15 protein-coding genes are annotated in these 22,002 nt (G+C 43.6%); 12 read left to right on the forward strand and 3 right to left on the reverse strand.

Features of this window, described 5'->3' with window-relative positions:
* Window positions 1-201: 201 nt before the first annotated feature.
* On the reverse strand, window positions 202-1,053 hold the full coding sequence (locus tag J6I44_RS06760) for a formate/nitrite transporter family protein (RefSeq protein WP_265765273.1): 852 nt from the start codon (window positions 1,051-1,053) through the stop codon (window positions 202-204).
* Window positions 1,054-1,618: 565 nt separating this feature from the next.
* Here J6I44_RS06760 and J6I44_RS06765 point away from each other — a divergent pair.
* Window positions 1,619-2,662, forward strand: coding sequence for a right-handed parallel beta-helix repeat-containing protein (locus J6I44_RS06765; RefSeq protein ID WP_265765274.1), 1,044 nt, complete (start codon window positions 1,619-1,621; stop codon window positions 2,660-2,662).
* A 148-nt stretch (window positions 2,663-2,810) separates the two neighbouring features.
* Here J6I44_RS06765 and J6I44_RS06770 read toward each other — a convergent pair whose 3' ends face one another.
* Window positions 2,811-5,159, reverse strand: a complete 2,349-nt coding sequence (locus tag J6I44_RS06770; RefSeq protein WP_265765275.1) for a PAS domain-containing protein — start codon at window positions 5,157-5,159, stop codon at window positions 2,811-2,813.
* A 577-nt stretch (window positions 5,160-5,736) separates the two neighbouring features.
* On the opposite strand from J6I44_RS06770, the gene J6I44_RS06775 reads away from it, so the two are divergent.
* The 11 genes from J6I44_RS06775 to J6I44_RS06825 all read left to right on the forward strand — a co-directional run bounded on the left by J6I44_RS06775 (window position 5,737) and on the right by J6I44_RS06825 (window position 20,507).
* Window positions 5,737-8,121 (forward strand): choice-of-anchor B family protein, encoded by a 2,385-nt coding sequence (locus J6I44_RS06775; RefSeq protein WP_265765276.1) that lies wholly within the window; start codon window positions 5,737-5,739, stop codon window positions 8,119-8,121.
* Window positions 8,122-8,216: 95 nt separating this feature from the next.
* Entirely contained in the window at window positions 8,217-9,293 is a 1,077-nt protein-coding gene (locus tag J6I44_RS06780) for a YncE family protein (RefSeq protein WP_265765277.1), read from the forward strand.
* A gap of 72 nt (window positions 9,294-9,365) precedes the next feature.
* A complete protein-coding gene (locus J6I44_RS06785) occupies window positions 9,366-11,189 on the forward strand; it encodes an FG-GAP and VCBS repeat-containing protein (protein ID WP_265765278.1) in 1,824 nt (607 codons plus the stop codon).
* Window positions 11,190-11,765: 576 nt separating this feature from the next.
* A complete protein-coding gene (locus J6I44_RS06790) occupies window positions 11,766-13,091 on the forward strand; it encodes a sigma-54-dependent transcriptional regulator (protein WP_265765279.1) in 1,326 nt (441 codons plus the stop codon).
* Window positions 13,092-13,269: 178 nt separating this feature from the next.
* Window positions 13,270-15,126: an ATP-binding protein gene (locus J6I44_RS06795; RefSeq protein WP_265765280.1), complete on the forward strand. Its 1,857-nt coding sequence runs from the start codon at window positions 13,270-13,272 to the stop codon at window positions 15,124-15,126.
* Between the two features lie 2 nt (window positions 15,127-15,128).
* A complete protein-coding gene (locus J6I44_RS06800) occupies window positions 15,129-15,386 on the forward strand; it encodes a hypothetical protein (protein ID WP_265765281.1) in 258 nt (85 codons plus the stop codon).
* 27 nt (window positions 15,387-15,413) lie between these two features.
* Window positions 15,414-15,809, forward strand: a complete 396-nt coding sequence (locus J6I44_RS06805; RefSeq protein WP_265765282.1) for a hypothetical protein — start codon at window positions 15,414-15,416, stop codon at window positions 15,807-15,809.
* 34 nt (window positions 15,810-15,843) lie between these two features.
* Entirely contained in the window at window positions 15,844-17,697 is a 1,854-nt protein-coding gene (locus tag J6I44_RS06810; RefSeq protein WP_265765283.1) for a TrkH family potassium uptake protein, read from the forward strand.
* A gap of 22 nt (window positions 17,698-17,719) precedes the next feature.
* Window positions 17,720-18,421, forward strand: a complete 702-nt coding sequence (locus J6I44_RS06815) for a potassium channel family protein (protein WP_265765284.1) — start codon at window positions 17,720-17,722, stop codon at window positions 18,419-18,421.
* Window positions 18,422-18,649: 228 nt separating this feature from the next.
* A complete protein-coding gene (locus J6I44_RS06820; RefSeq protein WP_265765285.1) occupies window positions 18,650-19,684 on the forward strand; it encodes a vWA domain-containing protein in 1,035 nt (344 codons plus the stop codon).
* 49 nt (window positions 19,685-19,733) lie between these two features.
* Window positions 19,734-20,507, forward strand: a complete 774-nt coding sequence (locus J6I44_RS06825; protein ID WP_265765286.1) for an HAD-IIB family hydrolase — start codon at window positions 19,734-19,736, stop codon at window positions 20,505-20,507.
* A 291-nt stretch (window positions 20,508-20,798) separates the two neighbouring features.
* On the opposite strand, the gene uxuA is transcribed toward J6I44_RS06825, so the two are convergent.
* Entirely contained in the window at window positions 20,799-21,983 is a 1,185-nt protein-coding gene (gene uxuA / locus J6I44_RS06830) for a mannonate dehydratase (RefSeq protein ID WP_350356681.1), read from the reverse strand.
* Between the last annotated feature and the right edge of the window lie 19 nt (window positions 21,984-22,002).

Here is a 22,002-nt window from a genome sequence, read left to right on the forward strand (position 1 = left end):
GCCTCATGCGAGTAGCATTCGTGCATCTTTTGGGCTTTTGCAAGGCCTGAAAAGGTTGTAAGATCGTCGATTTTCGTTGTACTTCCAAAGCAGAGATAAAGTTGGTATTTCCAACAATAAAATATCACCGTTGTTAGCACACTGAAAAAGCAAAGAGCCTATCTTATTTCCCGGGAATCCAGTTAGAGATAAAAAGTGGGTTTAATCGGTTTCGATATAATTAGATTGGAAGACACGATATTTAAATAGGGCTACGACGATACCACCGCCAATGCTATTGCCAATCAGTGCGATGGCAAGGAACCGAATGTAATCCAAAAAGGAGATGGAATCGGAAAATAATAGCGCACCAAAAACTTCTATATTACCGACAATGCTGTGGTGGAACCCTCCAAAGCCTATGATAGCAGTAATCATAAAAATCATGGCAAATCGAGTAATGGAATTAATGATAGAGTTTAAAAGCCAGGTTAAGAGTCCCATTAGCCATCCGGCTATAACGGCGCTTAAAAAGATCACCTCACTGTTATAGCTCAAAACGTGTTCTCCAATTTCGGCCATTGTCTGGTGGGTAAAGAGGTTGAGCTCGGGAGCTAAGTAGCTGATAAAGAAAACGAAAATTATACCACCGATTACATTGCCTATAATGACGTCGGTCCATACCCGAAGTAGTTGCCATGCGCTCCGTTGACCGTTTAAGACAGGTAATACCAAAATAGATGTTTGTTCGGTAAATAAGGCGGATTTCCCCACGATGACCATAATAAATCCTGCAGGGTATACAATGCTGAATAACTTATAGATAGCATTGTCGGGAATAGTGCCATGCAGGAAAAAATACAATGCACAGACCAGCAAGTAGCTGAAGCCTATCTCTAATCCAGCGACAATAGAGCTGAGAAATACCGTTTTATTCTGTAAGGAAAACATGGCTTCGCCTTCATGGATAACAGTGCTGAGGATGTCGCTATAACTTTTGGAAGTCTTGGCGTCTTTGGCCTTTTCCTGCAGTCGTTTCTGATGGGGAGCCTGGTTGTTTTTTTCGGTTTTCATATACTATTTATCTGAGTATTTCTGAGCTGGAAAACGTAATAGGGCTGTGATGTAGAACGAGTAGCCGAGAACTTACCAAGTCCAAAGGTGGCTTACAAGTGAAATAAAAACCGCATTTATTACTTGTCTAAGCATATGTTCCGTATTAAAACACCGGTGACAGGTATTCTGAAATCTGGTTATGAGCAGCAAATTGACCATTCAATGGATGGCAGGGCACTGCTGGTTTTCCAACTGAAAGGATCGCTATAGCAATACGTAGCGGTTATTCTAGGCTTGGTTGGATTATAATTCTCGGGCTTTAAGAATCAGCCTTTTTCAGGCACAGGAGAATGTTCATCAAAAAAAAACGGAATAACGTAGATTAATTTTCAGTTAGATAAACAAATAGTTGTTCACTTTGTCATATATGGTGAAATCAAAGAAATTGATAGCGGTTTAAAATATCCTAATTTGCATAAGAAACTATCTTCAATTAATATTTTAGCAATTATAATTGGATGGTAAACTTTCAGTCCAATTACTTGGTAACTGTAAAATAAATAAAGGGATAGGGTGATAGGGTATGAATCAATCATTAGTTAGAATTGGATTATTAATTACGACATGTTTTTTGATTTGGAGCTGTGATACCGCTATTGAAAGTACCAGTAGTGTGGATCAGAACGCAGCTATCCAATCAATGAATAATAAATCGCCTAATACCAATACTTTGGCTCTATGCCAGAATGCTGGAGATACAGGCATGACGGCTGTTTATGTAAATGAGTCAGTCAAGGGAAAGTCTATTGACTTTTCAAACCATAACTGTGATTTAGCCATTTATTTTGATGAGAACGCTCCAAAAAATGCAGTTGTACGTAATACCACGGTCATCCAGGAGACCGGGAATAGTGGTACCGGTATGGGACTGTGGAATGAAGGGGCAAAGGTAATGGTGAGCCGATCAACTTTTACCACCAATTTTGCAGGCCAATATGTTCCAATCCGGTTTGATGCAGGGGCAAGCGGAATGATTTCCAAAAATGAAATAAGCGGTACACATCGGACGGGTATTTTGCTGCGTGGAGCGGGTACCGACATTCAGGTGAAGGGGAACACTATCTCAGGCAGTGGCGCCAAAACCAGTGGCTGGGCTGAAAACGGCATACAGGTCGATCAGGGAGCAACCGCTGATATTACCGATAATGAAATTAACGGTCACTGGTGGGATGGAGAGTCTAATTGGGCTTCTACCGGACTCATTTTATGGGGATCAAATGCACAAGCCACCAATAATACATTTAACAATAACGAATTCGGTATCTATCTCTTCGGTGAGGGCAACAAGGTAACCGGCAACCAGACGACGTCCAATATCGAAAGCCAATCCTCCTTTAACTTTAAAGCTTATGGCGTACTTGTTGGAGGAACTGAAAACCACTTGGCTGGAAATAATTTAAGCAGCAAGGAAGGGACGGGAGCGGCAGGAATATACATATATCCGGGCACCTCATATAGCAAAGTGACAGGTAATCGCATAAAGGGATTTGCAGAACCAGTGAACGACAGTGGCAATGATTCTATGATTAGAGGTACGCCAGCTTCGGTGTCATCCAGCGACATTTAATTACCAAAATAAATCGCAGGTAGGGGGGGATTGCTTGGCGACTAATTAAAGAGCCCGCCCGGCTACCCTACCCAGTCTGAACAACTTCTGCATCTATCCGGAGGGAGAGGGGGCAGAAGTTATTTTTTCGCACGTAGCATCAACCATCTTAAGTTTGCTTAGACAAGCCACTGCCAATACCGGGCAAATCTGATCGTTCAAAATGGAGCGAGAACTGCGTGCCGTTACCTTGGGATACAAAGTGGGACTCTGCCTCCAGTTGGGTTGTAAGGGTCTTGATAAGTTGGAACCCGAGAGAGCCCTGTTCGATGAGATTCTCATAGTCATCAGGTAGCCCCATTCCGTTATCTTTGATAACAAGAGAAATAGTATCGTTCTTCTCTGACAGATTAACGCCGATTGTGCCATCCTCTTCACCATTAAAAGCATGTTTTAAAGCATTGGTGACGACCTCGTTTATAATGAGTGAACAGGGAATAGCTTGATTTACATTTATGGTAATGGGTTCAAGTTCAAAATTAAATTTAACCTGATCATCCACTTGGAATGTCGCAGATACATCAGAAATCAATTTTTGAATATTTTTATCCAGGCGGAGGTTCGAAAAGCTCTTGGAACTATAAAGCAGCTCGTGGATACCAGCCATCGTTTGGATGCGGGCTATGCTGTCAAAAAGTTTATCCTTGACTTCCTGCGCAACCTGTTCGTAGGCCTGTAGTTGCATCATCCCTGAAATGACGGCGAGGTTATTCTTTACTCGGTGATGTACTTCGGTCAGCAGTGTCTCTTTCTCCTGGAGTGATTCGCGAATTTTCTTTTCCTTCTCGTTCTTTTCTTGATAGGCCAAGAGATGGGCTATCTGGTCGGTAATAGCACCGGCAAACGCAATTTCATCACTTAACCATTTGTGACCTTGTCCTACGGTTTCGTGACAAACAATGACCTGGGTAGAACCATAACTATGTACGCTGGTATCCAATATCGCCTGAATATTATTGGGTTTTAGGTACGAGTCGATAAGCTCGGTATGGGCTTCATGATCGTAGGGGTTGGCGGAGGCAATAACGCGCTGATTGCGAATGTAATGGAAATATTTTGGATAGTCTTCTTGTGTAAGGCGTTGCCCCCTCATGGTATTTATTTTGCCGTCCTCATAAGAACATATGCAGCGAATAGTATCACCCTCGAGCAACCAAATATTAACTCGTTGTATCTTCAACGCCTGAGCAGATACTTTTAAGACTTCTGAAAGGGCATCCAAAATGTTCATCCCAAGCAGAGAACGATTGGTTGCCAGGGAGGATATTACTTGCTGAAACTTACGGCTGCGTTGCTCACGCTTTTTAAATGTTGAAATGTCCTGGATAGTACCAATCATACGAATAGCCTCACCATCGTTCTTTCGAATGATAAAAGTACGACTGAAAACATGTCTGTAGCTACCGTCAGCACATTGAAAACGATATTCAAACTGGATACGATTCTGCTTGGTCGAGAGTGCTTTATCAAGCCTGCTTTCCAACGTTGGCAGATCAGCCGGATGTACTTTATCAGCCCACCATTTATATTGGCTTCCAACCTGATCCGGTTTGTAGCCAAACATCCTGTACAGGTTTTCATTGTACGTTACCTCACCGGATGACCGATCCCATTCGAAAATAGTATCACTGGTTGCTTTGGTTATAATCTCATACTGTTTGAGGCTTTGCTGTAGTTTTTTTTCCGCTTTTTTCTCTTGAGAAATGTCTACCATCAGTCCATGAAGACGATGGGGTTGGCCATCCTTCATGATTACAGTTACATAATCACGAAGCCAAACGACTTCATCATCCGCCGTAATCATGCGATATTCAAAGGTATGGTCTTGGCCTTGGTCAGTGTGCCGTTTACAAAAAGAGATAGTCTTTTCACGATCATCCGGATGAATATGATCTTGCCAAAAGTTTGGTTCACTTAACCATTCTTCCGGAGTATAACCCAGTATATCTTTCGATTTTGGGCTTAGATATTGAAAGGTGAGTGATTGAGCATCGCATTCCCACACAATACCGTTCACTGACTGTATGAGGGTTTCATAACGGCTTCGGGATTCCGTGAGCTTTTCTCTCTGCTGTTTATATTCAGCATAATTTTTGAGTTCACGTAAAACAGCTGGACCTAAACGTCCTATATTTTTTTTGGTCGTAAAGTCAGAAGCCCCTTCCAGCATAGCATCCACTGCTTTGGCCTCGCCCATATATTTTGAAACAAATATAAAAGGGAGGTGGGGATGTTGTTGCCGGACCATTCTTAAAGCTTCCATGCCAGTGAGAGATGGTAACTGGTAGGCGCTTATAATAAGATCAGGAGGGTTGTTTTTTAGTTGGTCGATCAACTCTTCTTTGCTTTGAACAACCGTAAGCTCTTTGTTAACATCCAGCTTGTTCAGTTCAGACCGGATAAGCTCCAGCGTATTCTTTTCATGTTCAAGAAGTAGAATATAATAAGTCTGGGCCATCACAACCTCCGGTCTTTATCCAAAGAAGGTTAATCAAGAGATATTGATTTATTACTAATCTCCAACCCTTGAGTTCCATATTTAGCATGAGATCGGCAATTTATTGCCGCTAAAATTTGTCTGGGTAATTAGAGATAGATGTCAATCAACTCAACTTACCCCTTTATTTATCTGAATCATGGGTTTAGCAGTATGAAGGCATAATAACAACTACCATTTATCTATACACTAAAGTATATATTACATTTTTGGCGAACCTTTCCCAATTAACCTAATCTGTTTTTATTTAGCAATATTTTTTATCTGAATGGTGTCTTATTATGATATTATAATAAGGCTGGCGCTGGGTTTATAGTTTCATACCGCATCATACCGATGGGGCTTTAGAGCTTTTTAGCGACATCATTTATACAAGGCTGATAGCTACTTCTCAGCCGGCATTATTGGGAGAGAAGTAGCAGCTTAAATTTTAAAACTATTTAAATAACGCCGCTTTACTTTGACTATCAGCCAATTTTTACTGATTATCCAAGCTTAATGAATATTATTGGCTTCAATAAAATAAATTTAAATGTATATGCGTCGATTAGTTTCGGTCTTTTTGGTATTCTTCTTTCCTCTATTAATGAATTCGGCAATAGCCCAGACAACACACTCGGGCAATACCGAGAGTATGATGGGTTTTGCTCGGGCGGTTGAAGTTAACGATGGATTGGTATTCATCGGAGAGTCGGCCAATGCTCACCAACCTGGTATTGTTTACGTTTATCGACAGTCTGATGGCAATTGGTCACAACAGGTGCAACTTTCGGCTGTTGACGGCCAGGTGGGCGATAGCTTTGGGTCTGCATTAAGTGCCTCTGGTAATCGTCTGCTTGTTGGTGCTCCCGAGAAAAATAATGAGCGCGGTGGGGTATATCTTTTTGAACAGTCAGGCGACGGTTCCTGGACACAAACTATTGCAATGGCTTTATCCGATACCAGTAAGAGAGGAAGCTTCGGTTCAAGCGTCGTTCTTCATGAAAACCTTGCCTTTATTGGTGCGCCCAATGAGCAGGATGATGTGGGTGCTGTCTATGTTTATGAGCAAACCTCAGAAGGAGCATGGACTCAAAAAGCTCATATTGAAAATCCAGACACAACGGCTGGACTTAGCTTTGGTTCTGCGCTGGCTGTACATGACAATGGTTCTGATTTGGTGATCGGGGCTCCCGAAGAACAGGGCGGGGCCGTATATGTCTATCGAAACAATGATGGAACATGGACCAATGAAGCAACCCTTACAAGTGACCGGGTAGGGGAAGGAGCTAATTTTGGAGCCTCTATTGAATTAAGTGATAATCAGTTACTCATTGGCGCCCCGCGTAACCAAGGGGGATCAGGTATAGTGTTCGTGTATCAGCAGGATAGCGGAAAATGGACTCCAACCGGAAGCCTCGTAGCCTACGACGGAGCACCCCGATATGGGTTTGGGTCTTCTGTTGCGCTGGTGGAATCAACGGCATGGATTGGTGCCCCGGGTGCAGATAGCCGACAAGGAGCACTTTACCAGTTTGAACAGGATGAAAACGGCTCTTGGTCGAGCGTAACTAAAGTTAGTGGACCTGAACGCAAGCAGGGCGATCAATTTGCCAGTACGTTGGCTGTAAATGAAGAAGTGGCAGTTGCAGGACTGACCGGGGCTGATTTCGGCGCTGGTACGGCGGCTATCTTGGCAAGAGGGATGGACAAGCAGGAATGGACTGTACAGACTACCCTGCTGGGAGAGGGAAGTTCAGTCCTTGATCCAATTACCGGAGACATGGTAGAATGTGCGGATGGCAAGGCGTCAATCTTTGGATGTAATAATGTGGACTTGCTTTCATTTATGCCTATCGATGCTATTGGCGGCCCGCGTGGCGTACGCCTGAATGATATCTGGGGCTGGACGGATCCAGAAACGGGTAAAGAATATGCCTTGGTTGGTCGCATGGATGGAACTTCTTTTGTGGATGTCAGTAATCCTACCAACCCGGTTTATGTTGGTACACTTTCTTTGCCGGAAAGTGCACAGACCAGTATTTGGAGAGATATCAAGGTTTATAAAAACCATGCCTACGTGGTAGCTGATAATGCAGCAGAGCACGGGGTGCAAGTGGTTGACTTAACGAAGTTGCGTGAGTTTGATGGCGAGCCGCTCATCCTGGAAGAAGATGCTCATTACGATCAGGTCCATAGTGTCCATAATATTGTAATTAATACTGATACCGGCTTTGCATATGCCGTAGGTAGCAGCGGCGGTGGAAACACTTGTGGTGGTGGCCTGCACATGATTAACATTCAGGAACCCACCAATCCTACTTTTGCTGGATGCTTCGCAGATCCCTCGACAGGAAGAAGTGGAACCGGCTACAGCCACGATGCCCAATGTGTGACCTATCAGGGACCTGATGCCGATCATAAAGGCGATGAAATTTGTTTCGGAGCGAATGAGACCGCCATCAGCATTGCAAATGTTGCGGATAAAGAGAATCCACAGGCGCTTTCTACAATTTCTTATCCGGATTACGCCTATGTCCACCAAGGCTGGTTGACAAAAGATCATAAGTATTTTATTTCGAATGATGAGCTGGATGAGCTCACCGGGAATGTAGATAGAACACGATCATTGATTTGGGATGTAACCGACCTGGATAATCCCCAGTTTGTGAAGGAGTATTTGTTTGACAACAAATCATCCGACCACAACCTTTACATCAAAGGAGATACGATGTATCAATCGAATTACGTTAGTGGGCTGCAGGTACTGGATGTAAGCAATCCGGAAGAGCCTGAAAAAACCGGCTTTTTTGATACTGAGCCTTTTGGTGAAGATGTACCCGGATTTTCCGGAACGTGGAGTAACTACCCGTTCTTTGATAGCGACATTGTCATTATGACCAGTTCGCAAGAAGGACTCTTTGTATTGAAGAAGCAAGACTAAAAAGCTCTTACTCAAATCCCTGCTGATCTTCATCATTGAGAACGGCAGGGATTTCGTTTTTTTATAACTCTTCTTCATAAAAGAATTTGATGTTTATGAAAGATCTTATCCATACGACAATACGTTTTATATCCGCGATTGCTATACTCCTTTTGGTTGGTACTTCTACCGTACTGGGGCAAAAGCATCAGCGTATTTATGTATGCAACCAGGGAGAAGCAACGCTGAGTGTCATTGATACACAAGGCAATGAAATTCTCGATACGATTGACCTGCAGGAACTCGGCTTTTCTGCTAAAGCCAAACCGCATCATACGATAGCGGAACCCGACGGCTCTTACTGGTATGTGACGCTTATTGGAGCCAACCGGGTGTTAAAATTTAACCGGGATAATGAGCTTGTGGGGCAGACCGAGATGGAAGTCCCCGGATTGTTAACGCTGCATCCCACACGCGATCTATTGCTCGTTGGTCGCTCGATGAGTGCTGTCAATCCGCCGCAGAGTATCGGGATCATCAAACGGTCGGATATGACCCTGCAGCAAGAACTGCCAACCTTTTTCCCACGTCCACACGCCATTGCAAGCGGCCCCTCAGGGGATTGGTCTTTTATTGCCAGCCTTGCGCAGAATCAGATGCTCTCGGTTGATATGGAATCCTATGAAACAAATTTGACAAGATTTCTCGGTCAAACGCATGTTTTCGTTGATTTTGCCATTGCACCCGATGGGGAAACAATGGTGGTAACCACACAAGTGACGGGGAAGGCACTCGTGATGGATATCAGCAATCCGGCTTCGCCTACAGTAATCGATACTATTGATGTGAATGCTCAGCCCTGGCATCCGGTATTTTCTCCGGATGGGCAATATGTCTATTTCGGAAATAAAGAAGCCCATACCGTTACGGTACTGGATATGAAATCCCGAACGGTGGATGCGGTAATTGAAGGAGAGGGGCTGGCCCAACCTCACGGAAGTGCACTCTCAGCCGATGGAAAGTATCTCTACATTTCTAACAATAACCGAAAGGGTACCTATAAAGCGAGTGGTATGGCCAAAAATGGCGAGCCCCGGGGGACGGTTACGGTCATCAATACCCAGACGCGCGAAATTGAGAAGATTATCGAAGTAGGCAGCTATACTACCGGCATCGGTACACGCGCATGGTGAGTGCTGGATTTATAACAATGAACTTCTATTTCTGATAACATTACATCTGCAATCTTCAAACAATTTCTTTTAATGTTTCCTCGTCCATTTCTCCACCTGTTTTGTGCAGTTTTGTTGATTTCGGGCTGCAGTGGTACTCAAAATGTGCAGAAACAGGAACAAGCCCATGCTGAATCATTCGAACGCATTGTCCATCCGTTTGCTGTCTATGACAGCTCGGGCAAAGCCATAGCACAGCCCTTTTTAGGAGGATTTAATACGCCCCGACCGCAGTTTGTAGATATAGATGGAGATGAGAACCCGGATATGTTTGTCCAGGAAAACTCTGACCAGCTCATGTATTTTAAGAATAGTTCTTCGGGATCAGGGTCCTCATTGCAATGGCAGACCGATCGTTTTCAGGACCTCTCCATTGGCGAATGGTTTCGTTTTGCGGATATGGATCAGGATGGAGATATGGACCTGCTCGCCGAACAGCCCTATAGTCACATCCGCTACTATCGCAACGATGGCTCGAAAGAGAAACCAGATTTTACACTGGCAGCCGATACGCTCAAAGATACCGATGGTGAACCCATCTTCTCGGATCGGCAGAACATACCGAACGTTACAGATATTGACTGTGATGGCAAGCTTGACCTGTTTATCGGTCGTCTGGATGGCACCGTCACCCGATATGAATCAACGGGCAGAGACAACGAGGGTATCCCTCAATTCCAGCATGTCAGCAAGCGCTTTGAAGGGATTGAAATAGTTAAGCAGTTTGGCACCCTGCACGGAGCCAATACGCTTGCCTTCTATGATATCGACAATGATGGCGACCAGGATTTGTTTTGGGGCGATTTTTTTGAGCCGGGCCTGCTACTCATCGAAAATGAAGGGAGCTGCAGCAATCCTGAACTGCAGGGTGAGCCCAAGCCTTTTCCAAGTTCTAATCCGCTGCAATCAAGTGGCTACAACGCACCTGCTTTTACCGATTGGGGCAACGACGGGGATATCGATCTGCTGATCGGGGTACTGGGCGGGGCTTACAATGCCAGCAATACCATCGCAAAGAATTTGTATTTCTATGAGCAGGGTAGCCAGGGGAATTTCAACCTTAGAACCAAACAGTTTTTGAATACCATCGATATTGGTAATGAAAGTATCCCCGCTACCGGAGATCTGGATGGCGATGGCGATGCGGATCTGCTGCTGGCGAATAAGATTGATCCCGGTGCACAGAATACATCGATCGTTTATCGTTTTGAGAATCAAACTTCCGATGGTGAGACTCAGTTTCAACAAACCGAGACGTTGCAGGGACTGCCCAATACCTACCATTTAGCACCAGCTCTTGGTGATTTAAACGGCGATGGTTTCGATGATCTTTTGATGGGCAGCTGGAAAGGAGGGATTGCTTACTATCAAAATACCGGCAGTGGTTTTGAGGAAGTGGCCCAATCATTTGTGAAGCTGCAGCGAGTGAACAACAGCGTGCCGGCACTCGGTGATTTGGATGCTGACGGCGATCTGGATTTGTTGATTGGTGCTTCGGGTGGTGAAGTCCATTTTCTGAAAAATGAAGGCACTCCAGAGAGACCCGAATTTGTATTACAACCAGAAGCTTTGTCCAATGTAGAAGCAGAGCACCGTAGCGCCCCTACTTTACATGATATTGACGGCGATGGCGACCTGGATCTCTTTTTAGGTACTCAGGGACAGGGACTTATATTCTACCGAAATACGGGCACACCTGGCCGAGCGGTATTTAAGGCTGAGTCTCTGCCTATTGCAGTTAATGCACCTACTTTAGCTGCTCCTGAGTTTTCCGATCTGGATGGAGATGGTGTCATAGATTTATTGATGGGGGGGGACGGCGGTGGACTTCTGTACTTTAGTCGTTCGGACCATTAGCTCAACTTGTCACTATATATGCAATACTTTCTTAATGCCTTAGATCTGAACACATAAAGTTCAAATTTTTACATTTTATCAATTTACACTAAGCTGAACGAATACAATCGGTTATACCACGTACTGTTCATTGATTATCCCCATCTTTAATTAGCATAAACAGGCTCACTAACCACATAGCGAAATCAGTACGCATCTCATGGGCCATACTCCAAAAGCCATATCTGCTGAGATCACGCAACACAAAAGGACCAAAGGCGATAAGAGTTTTAGTGACCAGAGCAACGGTCATTATCATTAAGGTTGTCAGTGTTTCGGCTCGGGTTAAGAAGCTATCAAATTCTGAATAAGGATTTTCATATCCTTGAAACGACTAATACCACTGGAATCGGGAAACATAAATTTTTGGATACCTTCGAAGAGAAATATCAATCCAATCAACAGACAGATTAAGGTGATGAGTTTTGACCCTTCAGTTTGAATAAGCTTCTTAAACATCATCAAATATAATTAGTTGGAATGGGCACATATATAACAATATCTTATTGAAGTTAAATTGAGAAAAAATTAGGTCCCATGAATAAGAACGTTCTGATAATTGATGACGAAGAGCGATTTCGTGAGTTACTCGCCCGTGTGATTGGATTAGAAGGCTTTACCATTTTCCAGGCTAAAAATGCGCGGGAAGGATTTCAAATTATGGAGAGAGAAGGCATTAGTGTAGTCGTTACGGATGTAAAGTTACCGGGCATCAATGGCTTAGAGATACTCAGGAGAGTTAAAAAGGAATATCCACTGATTGAGGTAATTGTTATAACGGCCTTTGGCACTATCGAGGATGGAGTGAATGCGATGAAGCAAGGAGCATTTGACTATATCACCAAAGGAGATGAAGATGATCATATCCATGTAGTGGTAGAGCGAGCCGTTGAGAAAGCCCAGATGAAGTCCAAACTCCAACATTTGGAGCAACGGATGGAGAGTCAGTATAGTTTTGAAAATATCATAGGGGAATCTAAAGCTATTCAAGAAGCAAAGCAGATGGCTAATAAGGTCGCTTCCTCAGATATGAGTGTATTACTACAGGGAGAGACCGGTACAGGTAAAGAACTCTTTGCGCAGGCAATTCACCAGGCAAGCCCACGTAAGAATGGACCTTTTGTCGCATTGAATTGTAGTGCCTTTCCTAAAGATATGTTGCAATCTGAATTATTCGGCTTTAAAAAAGGGGCATTTACAGGGGCTGACCACTCAAAAAAGGGACTTATAGAAGAGGCAGATACCGGCAGCCTTTTCCTAGACGAGATTGGAGAAATGGATGTAGGGCTCCAGGCGAAACTGCTTCGGTTTTTGGAAAACAAAACTTTTACTAAGTTGGGAGATACCAAGCAGCAATCTGTTGACATTCGTGTTATTGCAGCTACCAATAAACGTTTAAGGGAAGAGGCTGAAGCCAAGGATTTCCGGGATGACCTGTACTATCGTCTTGCCGGTTTTACTATTGATATACCCCCGTTGAGGGATCGCACAGGAGATATCCCGTTACTGGCCCACTTTTTCTTGAAGCGCGTTAAAAATAAGGTTCGGGATATTGATGATGATGTACTCAGTCTCTTGGAGGATTACCCTTGGAGAGGAAATATCCGTGAGTTGAAAAATATTATTGAACGGGCAGCAATATTGGCAGAAGAAGACCATATTACAGCTGATCTATTGCCCCCAGAGTTGCGGCAGAATTCTCAAACAGCAATTGTTTCCCCCTCTAGCACCTTGGAAGAGGTTGAGAGGTCCCATATTAAACGCGTACTTGACGATGTGGATGGTAATAAAACAAAGGCTGCTGAGATCTTAGGAATTGGTACAAGCACTCTTTACCGTAAAATTGAGTCATACAACCTTTAGTTCCTCTTAAATTGGGAGACTTAGTTCCCAAAATGGGAGACTCTCTTCTGTCTATTTACGTATCCCTTTTCTTTTTGCCACCCTTTATTAGTTCTTAAGCCTGATTTACTCTTTATATTGACTATTGGTACCACCCTGGCATAGTATTTTCAATATGTAATCAGTAAAGACTTATACCATGAATATTAATATCAAATCAAAGCTCTCTATTGGGATTGGCCTGTTGGCAGGCTTCGTGGTTCTGCTTTGGATCAGTGGTTCCGTATTTATTAATACGCTTGCTGAAAATTCGGGGGCTATTATAGAGGATAATATCCGTTCGGTGTCGTATGCCCAGCAGATGGAGCAATCGCTCAATGATTTATATACAACCCATATGTCAGCTCTGAGCGGTAATAATGCTGTACTTGCTCTAAAGAAAGATTCCTACCAAAAGGCCGCTAGGCAGTTTGAGAGTATTTTGGCTAAGCAGGAGTCTAATATAACTGAAACAGGAGAACGAGCACTTACCAACCAACTGAAAGAAAATTATAGCAATCTGTGTGCCATCCTTGAGTCAGCCGTGCAATCTCCCTCCATATTACCGCAGATCGCATCCCAGCAATTAACCCCAGCTTATCACCTGGTACAACAAAACCTGAGTCAGCTTACAACCATGAATGTGGATGCGATACATCGCAAAAATAGTATTGCCCAGCAGACAGCCTCCAATGTAACTATCTACATGAGTGTCATTGGGGGGTTGTGCTCAATATTGGGGCTTTTAATGCTCATTCGGTTTCCAAGCTATATTGTAGATCCTATCCACGAGCTTATCAGGCGAATAAAGGAAATTGCCAATCGCAATTATGATCAGACATTAAATTTTCATACCGGAGATGAATATGAGGAGTTAGCTGAAGCTTTTAACCAGATGGCAGGAAAACTGCAGGAATATGAAAACAGTAGTCTCGACCGTATTATGAGCGAGAAAAAACGGGTTGAGGCTATTATTAATCACATGGGGGATGCGGTAATTGGATTAGATGCAGCGAAATATGTTCTGTTCGCGAATGATAAGGCCATTGAACTTATCGGCCAGGGAGAAGAAGAACTTGTTGGGCAATATGGACCTGATATTGCCTCTCACAATGAGCTGTTTCATAAAATTATTCAGACGCTTTCAGGAGAAGCTGAGGAAGATATTGGATACATAAAGATTACTGACAAAGATGAGCATTATTACTCGATCGAAGCAACATCAGTACATCATGACCGACACGAAGAGGCCTCTCAAACTAATCACCTTGGGAATATTATTACGCTGAAGAATGTAACCAAATTCCATGAACTAGATCAGGCCAAGACAAATTTTATTTCGGTCGTATCTCATGAGCTTAAGACGCCAATATCTTCTATCAATATGAGCCTTCGACTGCTGGGAGATACGCGAGTAGGAAAGCTAAATGAGGAACAGGAACAATTGGTGTCAAGCATCCAAAAGGATATTCGCCGGATGAAACAAACAACCGCTGATCTACTGGATTTGACCCAGATTGAATCGGGTAATGTTCAACTTAACACCCAGAAGGTTAATCCCAGCCATTTACTGGAATATGCCTATGAGACTATGATCATGCAGGCATCTCAAAGGGGGCTTGAGATAGATCTTCAACTGGATGAGAGTTTACCACAGGTACAGGCAGATACCCAGAAAACGGTTTGGGTGCTGGTTAACCTTATCTCTAATGCGATCCGATATACCGATTCTGGGGGACATATCACGCTTAAGGCTCAAAAAAATGGGGAAGACCATTTAGTCCAATTTGCTGTGAAGGATACCGGGGAAGGGATAGCACCTGACGAGCTGGATAAAATATTTGACAAATACTACCAAATAGACAGAAACCATAAAGATCGCAACGGGTCGGGGCTAGGACTCTCCATCGCAAAGGAATTTATTATCGCCCAGGGAGGCCGGATTTGGGTAGAAAGTAGTCCTGGATCGGGCAGTTGTTTTTATTTTACGTTACCCCAAATGAATAAAGATACATAATTATGGAATTTTTAGGCACACATCGCGGAGCCGCGCTTTACAAAGTTTTGGTAGATGATGAAAGTCTATATGGTAAGGTGATTGAAGAAAAGGTGAGGGCAGAAGCCATTCATCCTGGGCAAAAAAATTTAAAAGTGGATTTTGAAGCAGAAGGGATAAACCAAAAAGAGGCACTAAAAAACCTAATTAAAAAGATTGATAAATATCTGGATAAACATGGATTGGATGAGTTTGACTTCAGTCAACTTGATGAAAAATAACCTAATGTATTATCTATGATAACATCTATGAATAATGTTAAAAAAACTGAGCATCTTCTTGCTGAGAAAGCACAATCTATCCTTGAACATCAGCAAGAACTGCAGTCACTGCAATCACGAAAAGAGGAGCTACAGCAGAAAAAGCCTACAGCAGAGAAACAGCAACTTTCCTATGAAGAGTCCTTACAATTCGGAAAACAGGTAAAACAGTATGAAAAAAAACTTCAAAACATTGAAGTGGATATCCAAAAAATAACCCGAGAGCTTAGCGCTTTAAAAAAACAGGCTAAAAAACTACTCCCCGTATCCAATATAAATGTAAGAGTATCAACGGATGAGGTACATCAACATACCTACTGTATAAAACATGTGAATAGCGATTCTGCGTCCGAAGACTCTTTTGTGGTGGAGGAACTATCCTAAAGGCTTTTTTTCAGAATTAACATAGCACTCTACTATGAAACTCCCTTACCGTTGGAAACAGAAATGGCTGCAATTTTTACGCGAATGGAAAAAATTTAAGAGGGATGCTAACCTCAATCTTCGATACCTGCAGGATGATCTGTATGAAATAGATAAAGCTGCTTTTCCCTACTTTCGGGCATTTACGGTGGTCCTGAGTGTTTTGGTTATAGCAAGTATTCTTATACCAATCGGTTTTGAATTAACACCCGAGTTGATTCAATTGAACCGCCAAATTGAAAGTTGGATTCTGTTTGGCTTTGTTACAAACTTTCTTCTCCGGTTGGTCTTGACCAGCGACCAGGTAACCTACCTTAAAAAACGCTGGTTTGAAGGAGTAGTATCGGTGTTTTCGGTATTTCTACTCATTGATATTGGGATTTCTTCCATCGGTATTATTGATTTTCTTTTTGGGGATGAACCTAATCCGGAAGGTGTTTTCCTGCAGTTTTTAAAAGGATATCTGCTATTTATTGTGGTAATAAAATTTTTGCAGTATTTGCCCGAACTGTTGGATCGACAGAAGAATACGGCTCGTTTTTTAGTTTATAGTTTTTTGTCGCTTATTGCCGCTGGCACATTCCTTCTTATGCTCCCGGGTGCTACCCAGGATGGGGAAGGACTTTTATTTATTGATGCCCTTTTTACTTCGACAAGCGCGGTTTGTGTCACGGGACTTATTGTTGTTGATACGGCCACTCATTTTACGTTGTTTGGGGAGCTTGTAATTTTATCTCTCATCCAGCTGGGAGGAATCGGTATCGTCACCTTTGCTACTTTTTTGTTTCTCTTTATTAGCGGTGGCTTAGGCGTCGGGCAAATGAATACCCTCAAAGGGATGGTAGGGGAAAGTAATACGAGTCTGGTTACCTCAACTTTAAAACGGGTTGTAGGATTTACCTTTGTTGTTGAGTTGATAGGAGCCATAGGCTATTATCTAAGCTGGGAAGTCTCTTTTCCATCCTCTGGGCAACGAATATTATTTTCTATTTTTCATGCGATTTCTGCATTCTGTAATGCCGGGTTCTCGCTGTTTACCAATAGTCTTGCCGATGGGATGAATGCTACGAATATCGGGGTCAATATTACAACCGTGATCCTCATTGTGTTGGGAGGTCTGGGGTTTACAACCATCTGGGAACTGATTCGCACCCAAACAGATCGGGCTCGATGGCGCCGAAGGCTCTCCATTCATACACGGACGGTGCTGTTAACGACAGTAGTACTCATTACTGTGGGGACGGCACTTATTCTGATAATGGAATGGAATCAAACCTTGGGGGGCTACAGTTGGGGCAACAAGATGTTGGTGTCTTTGTTTCAAAGCATCACCACCCGAACAGCCGGATTTAACACAATTGATACCGGGAGTATAGGAATATCAGCCACCCTGGTCATGATCATTCTTATGTTTATCGGCGGCTCTCCGGCTTCCACGGCAGGTGGTATAAAAACGACAACTTTCGCGGTTCTCATGAGGTCGCTGGCAATGACCATTCGCGGATATGATAGAATGGAACTATTCAAGCGTACCGTACCCAACAGGGTCATTTTCCGGGCTATGACGGTGATTTTATTAGCTGCCTCTTGTATCAGCGTTAGTACAATTTTGCTATCCCTTGTGGAAGATCATGCATTCATGGATTTACTTTTTGAAGAGGTCTCTGCATTTGCCACTGTCGGTCTATCTCGGGGAATAACGGCTGAGCTTACTCCCTGGGGCAAACTCATTATTGTGATCTCCATGTTTTTGGGCCGCGTTGGTATTCTGACGTTTATGGTTGCTTTTGCTAATCGCCTTGATACACATGAATATAAATATCCAGAAGAAACAATTATGGTTTCCTAATTCAACAAAAATAGAATTTATCATGAAACGACGAAGAGAACTACATTTTGCAATTATCGGAATTGGTGCTTTTGGAAGCGCTTTAGCCAAAAAGCTTTCTGAGGAAGGGGCCTATGTGATTGCCATTGATAATAATATGGAGCATATAAATCAGGTCAAGGAATATGTTTCTGATGCCATCTGTTTTGATGCAACAGATCCCGAACTATTGGAAAATCACGGCATTACCAATGTTGATGTGGCCATTATTGCCATTGGTGAGTCTTTTGAACCGGTGGCTCTTATTGCCATGCACTTGCGCAATTCCGGAGTCAAAGAAATTTATGGCAGGGCCGGAAGCTATATACAGGAGCAAATTCTAAAACAAATTGGGATTACAGATGTCATTCATCCCGAGCGACAGGTGGCCGAACGCATGGGCGTTTCCCTGGTGCGACGAGGCATGTCTGATGTATTTGACTTGGGAGAGGGACTTGCCATGTTTGAGGTGGAGGCTCCGGATTCTATGGTCGGATATACCTTGGAAGAGCTCGAAATCAGGAAGAGGTATGAACTCAATTTAATTACAATCAAACGCCCAAACGAAACAGGTTCAGATATTCCGTCAGATAAAGAATATAAACCAATTGGGATTTTAACCGGAAAGACGGAAATTAAAAAGGGAGATCGCTTTATCTTGGTAGGAACAAAAGAAAATTGTGACAAACTGCTGGAAACAAATTAAATCATTAATCTAATTCTGCCTAAGTTTATTTGTTAATCCAAAAGGGTTACATAGGCCATTATGCATATTTTTTATAGAGAACAGATATACTGATAATCCTTTTAGTAAGTATTGTGACACGGACAATTTAACTTTCCGATAAAAATTGTCGCCTCCCACAATTTCAGTTATTTTATTGAGTTCTATATACTTCGTTTTGAGTTGTTAAAAATTTAATTGTATCGCTTTATGATTTGGCAGGATGCGCTCTATTTATGGTTTCTGTTAATTATCCCGTTACTTATTGGGGCCACTTATTGGTATAACAGAAATTTAGAGAAGAAAAGGGAAGCATACTTTGGAGAAGAGCTATTTCAAAAGCTGAGGAAAGGCTTTTGGTCACTCGGCAAGAGAATCAGAAACGTAAGCCTGTATATTGGCATTGCTTTGCTTATTGTTGCCGCAGCCGGACCCAAGATTGGCACAGAAGTCCGAGAGGTTAAGCGGCAGGGCGTCGATCTGTTGATAGCCCTTGATCTTTCGGCCAGCATGAATGCAGAGGATGTAAAACCCAGTCGCCTGGAAAAGGCCAAATATGAAATTAGCCGCCTTATCGATCAGCTGCAAGGGGATCGTATAGGGTTAATCGTTTTTACCGGTGAGGCCTACCTGCAATCGCCTATGACCCTGGACTACTCGGCGTTGCGATTGTTTTTGAATATTGCTGAGACCAGCCAGATGCCCAGTTCATCCACTGATTTCAGTGCTGCCATGGAAACAGCAGCCCAGTCCTTTGAATCAGGTGAAGACAGTGAAAATACTTCTAAAGCTGCAAAAGTGTTGATGATTATCTCTGATGGTGAAGATCATGGGGAAGGATATAGCGAGGCCTTGCAGAAACTGGAAGAGCAAAATGTCTCGGTTTACACTCTGGGAATGGGAACACAGTCGGGAACTACCATTCCTCTCTATGATGATTCCGGTTCCTTAATAGGATATAAAAGAGATGAGCAGGGCAAAGTCGTAAACACCCATCTACAAGCCGAAGCACTTCGATCTATTGCCAGTGATGGTGGCGGAGAATATTATGAGATCCGAAATGGAAGTTCCGATATTGATGCTTTTTTGGGGCGTTTGGATGAACTGCAGCAGGGAGAATTTGCCAGCCAGGAGTATGCTGATTTCAAAAATCAATTCCAGTGGCTGGCAGGTATCGGACTGGCTTTTGTGGTCGTTGGCATGGTCTTTCCTTTTTATCGGAGCCGAGAGTCATCCAGAGAATAGAAAGCCTCCACACAAAAACAATATAGTTCAACTATTTAATTTTTAGCTGATGATTAAACTTTTTGTTACCGATCTTGACGGTTGTATCTCTGTTCCTTTTCAAACGCCGGACTGGCAGTTACTTTCCGAAATTCGAAGACTGAATGAACAGCATGTGCATGACCGAGCCGTGCCACCTCTTACCATCTGCTCAGGCCGCCCGCAACCCTATGTAGAAGCGGTTGCTCAATGGCTGAACGTGCAGCATCCGGCCGGGTTTGAAAATGCCGGGATATACAATGTCCAACGAAATGAACTGGAATTGTTGCCGGCTTTTAATGAAGAAGCAGCCCAACAGGTCAAAGAGCTTAAGGAATGGTTGCAGCGAGAAATTGTGGACCGCCATTCGGGAATGATTGTCGAGTTTACCAAGAAAATGGATGCAGGCGTCATCCACAGTGATAAGGAAGCGATTGATGCGGCATTTCCTGTTATTGAAGAATATGTGGCTGAAAATTATTCGCTTTTTGAGGTTCATAAAACGGATGTGTCGGTAAATGTTATCCTGGCGAACAACAATAAGGGTAATGGTATACTAAAGCTTTGTGAACTGCTGGATATTGATCCGGAAGAGGTGGCTTATATTGGTGACAGTAGTGGAGATATTCCGGGCTTAAAGATTGTGGGACAACCTTATGCTCCGCTCAACGCTTCGGATGCGGTAAAAGCATGTGCAGAAGTGCTGGATGCCGAAGTTACGGAGGCAGTATTGATGGCTTATCGACGCATTATCCAAAGAAACAGGGAGCAATTGTCTAAGAAGATATCAAACCAGGCCAGCTGAAGGTTAACCTCCAAGAGGTCTTTGTAAAACCCACCACATCTCCGAAAGTGGTCGGAGCGGGCTTTGTCATTTCGTCCGCCAGCTGGGGGATCAGAATCTCATAGACCTTTGGCAGCTTTTCAAAGGAGATCCTGAATCCCGAATTCTCGGTAGATGATAAGCTTAGTTTTGCATAAGCCCTTCCAAATAGTTTGGTATCAGCCGGTATGTCTGGCTATCAATTTTTTACGGATTAACCGATCAAAAACAATATGCCTGCAGCAAGAAGTGTTCTGTAGAGCCGCCTGATAATTAGGGGCTGAGAGTTCCTCGGATGCCTAACTCGAGGCCGCGCAGTTCAGCGAGTCCACGCAGGCGGCCCAACCCCGAGTAGCCGGGATAAGATTCTCTGCTGAGATCATCCAGCAGCCGGTGACCGTGATCCGGGCGCATGGGTATAGCCAGATCTTCTCTGCCATTTGCTTGCCGGCGTTCCTGCTCTTCAATAAGCGCCCGCATAACATGGTACATACCGGCATCACCTTCAAGATGGCGAGCTTCCTGAAAGCTGCCGTCGTCATCGCGTTTTACACTACGAAGGTGGATAAAGTTGATGCGGTGCCCCAGTCGTTTGATCATACCAGCTAAGTCATTATCTGCTCGCCCACCATAGGAGCCGGTGCAGAAGGTCAATCCATTGTAGGGGGAGTCAACAGCCTGGAGTAATGAAGAGGCGTCTTCTTCTGTGCTCACAATGCGCGGAAGGCCAAATAGGGAGAAGGGAGGGTCATCCGGATGGATAGCCATGCGCACCTTATGCTCTTCGGCCACCGGTATAATTTCTTCAAGAAAATAATGAAGATGTGACCTCAGCTTCTGTTCATCAATATCCTGATAACTGTCGAGTTGTGCCTGGAACTTCTTGAGGGTCATCTTTTCATCGCCGGGTAATCCCAGCAGGATGGTATCTGTTAATTCTGCGATTTCATCCTCTGAAAGGGAATCAAAATAATCTTTAGCTCTGGATTGTTGGTCCGCTGAATAAAGATCCTCAGCTCCTTTGCGTTTTAGGATAAAGAGTTCAAATGCCGCAAAAGCCGTCATATCAAAACGGAGCGCGGTGCTGCCATCATCGAGCGGATGGTTCAGGTCAGTACGCGTCCAGTCAGTGAGGGGCATAAAGTTGTAGCAGACGGTGTGGATATCGCATTCCGCCAAGTTCCGAATAGACTGCTTATAATTTTCGATATACGTTTTATACTCTCCGGTCTGGCGTTTGATATCCTCATGTACGGGGATACTTTCTACCACTGACCATTGCAGTCCGGCCTCCTCAATCTGTTGCTTTCGCTCTTTAATATCTTTAACAGGCCAAACCTCACCATGAGGAATGTGGTGGAGTGCTGAAACAATACCTGTTGCCCCGGTCTGCTTGATATCAGAAAGGGGAATAGTGTCATAGGATCCAAACCAGCGCCATGTTTGCTCAAAGTGCATTGTCATATAATTTTATTGA

The sequence above is a fragment of the Fodinibius salsisoli genome, from assembly GCF_026229185.1.
GTDB classification, from domain to species: domain Bacteria; phylum Bacteroidota; class Rhodothermia; order Balneolales; family Balneolaceae; genus Fodinibius; species Fodinibius salsisoli.

Coding starts and splice junctions, on each gene's coding strand:
- J6I44_RS06760 (WP_265765273.1), bottom strand. CDS start 1,053: ATGAAAACCGAAAAAAACAACCAGGCTCCCCATCAGAAACGACTGCAG.
- J6I44_RS06765 (WP_265765274.1), top strand. CDS start 1,619: ATGAATCAATCATTAGTTAGAATTGGATTATTAATTACGACATGTTTT.
- J6I44_RS06770 (WP_265765275.1), bottom strand. CDS start 5,159: ATGGCCCAGACTTATTATATTCTACTTCTTGAACATGAAAAGAATACG.
- J6I44_RS06775 (WP_265765276.1), top strand. CDS start 5,737: ATGCGTCGATTAGTTTCGGTCTTTTTGGTATTCTTCTTTCCTCTATTA.
- J6I44_RS06780 (WP_265765277.1), top strand. CDS start 8,217: ATGAAAGATCTTATCCATACGACAATACGTTTTATATCCGCGATTGCT.
- J6I44_RS06785 (WP_265765278.1), top strand. CDS start 9,366: ATGTTTCCTCGTCCATTTCTCCACCTGTTTTGTGCAGTTTTGTTGATT.
- J6I44_RS06790 (WP_265765279.1), top strand. CDS start 11,766: ATGAATAAGAACGTTCTGATAATTGATGACGAAGAGCGATTTCGTGAG.
- J6I44_RS06795 (WP_265765280.1), top strand. CDS start 13,270: ATGAATATTAATATCAAATCAAAGCTCTCTATTGGGATTGGCCTGTTG.
- J6I44_RS06800 (WP_265765281.1), top strand. CDS start 15,129: ATGGAATTTTTAGGCACACATCGCGGAGCCGCGCTTTACAAAGTTTTG.
- J6I44_RS06805 (WP_265765282.1), top strand. CDS start 15,414: ATGAATAATGTTAAAAAAACTGAGCATCTTCTTGCTGAGAAAGCACAA.
- J6I44_RS06810 (WP_265765283.1), top strand. CDS start 15,844: ATGAAACTCCCTTACCGTTGGAAACAGAAATGGCTGCAATTTTTACGC.
- J6I44_RS06815 (WP_265765284.1), top strand. CDS start 17,720: ATGAAACGACGAAGAGAACTACATTTTGCAATTATCGGAATTGGTGCT.
- J6I44_RS06820 (WP_265765285.1), top strand. CDS start 18,650: ATGATTTGGCAGGATGCGCTCTATTTATGGTTTCTGTTAATTATCCCG.
- J6I44_RS06825 (WP_265765286.1), top strand. CDS start 19,734: ATGATTAAACTTTTTGTTACCGATCTTGACGGTTGTATCTCTGTTCCT.
- uxuA (WP_350356681.1), bottom strand. CDS start 21,983: ATGCACTTTGAGCAAACATGGCGCTGGTTTGGATCCTATGACACTATT.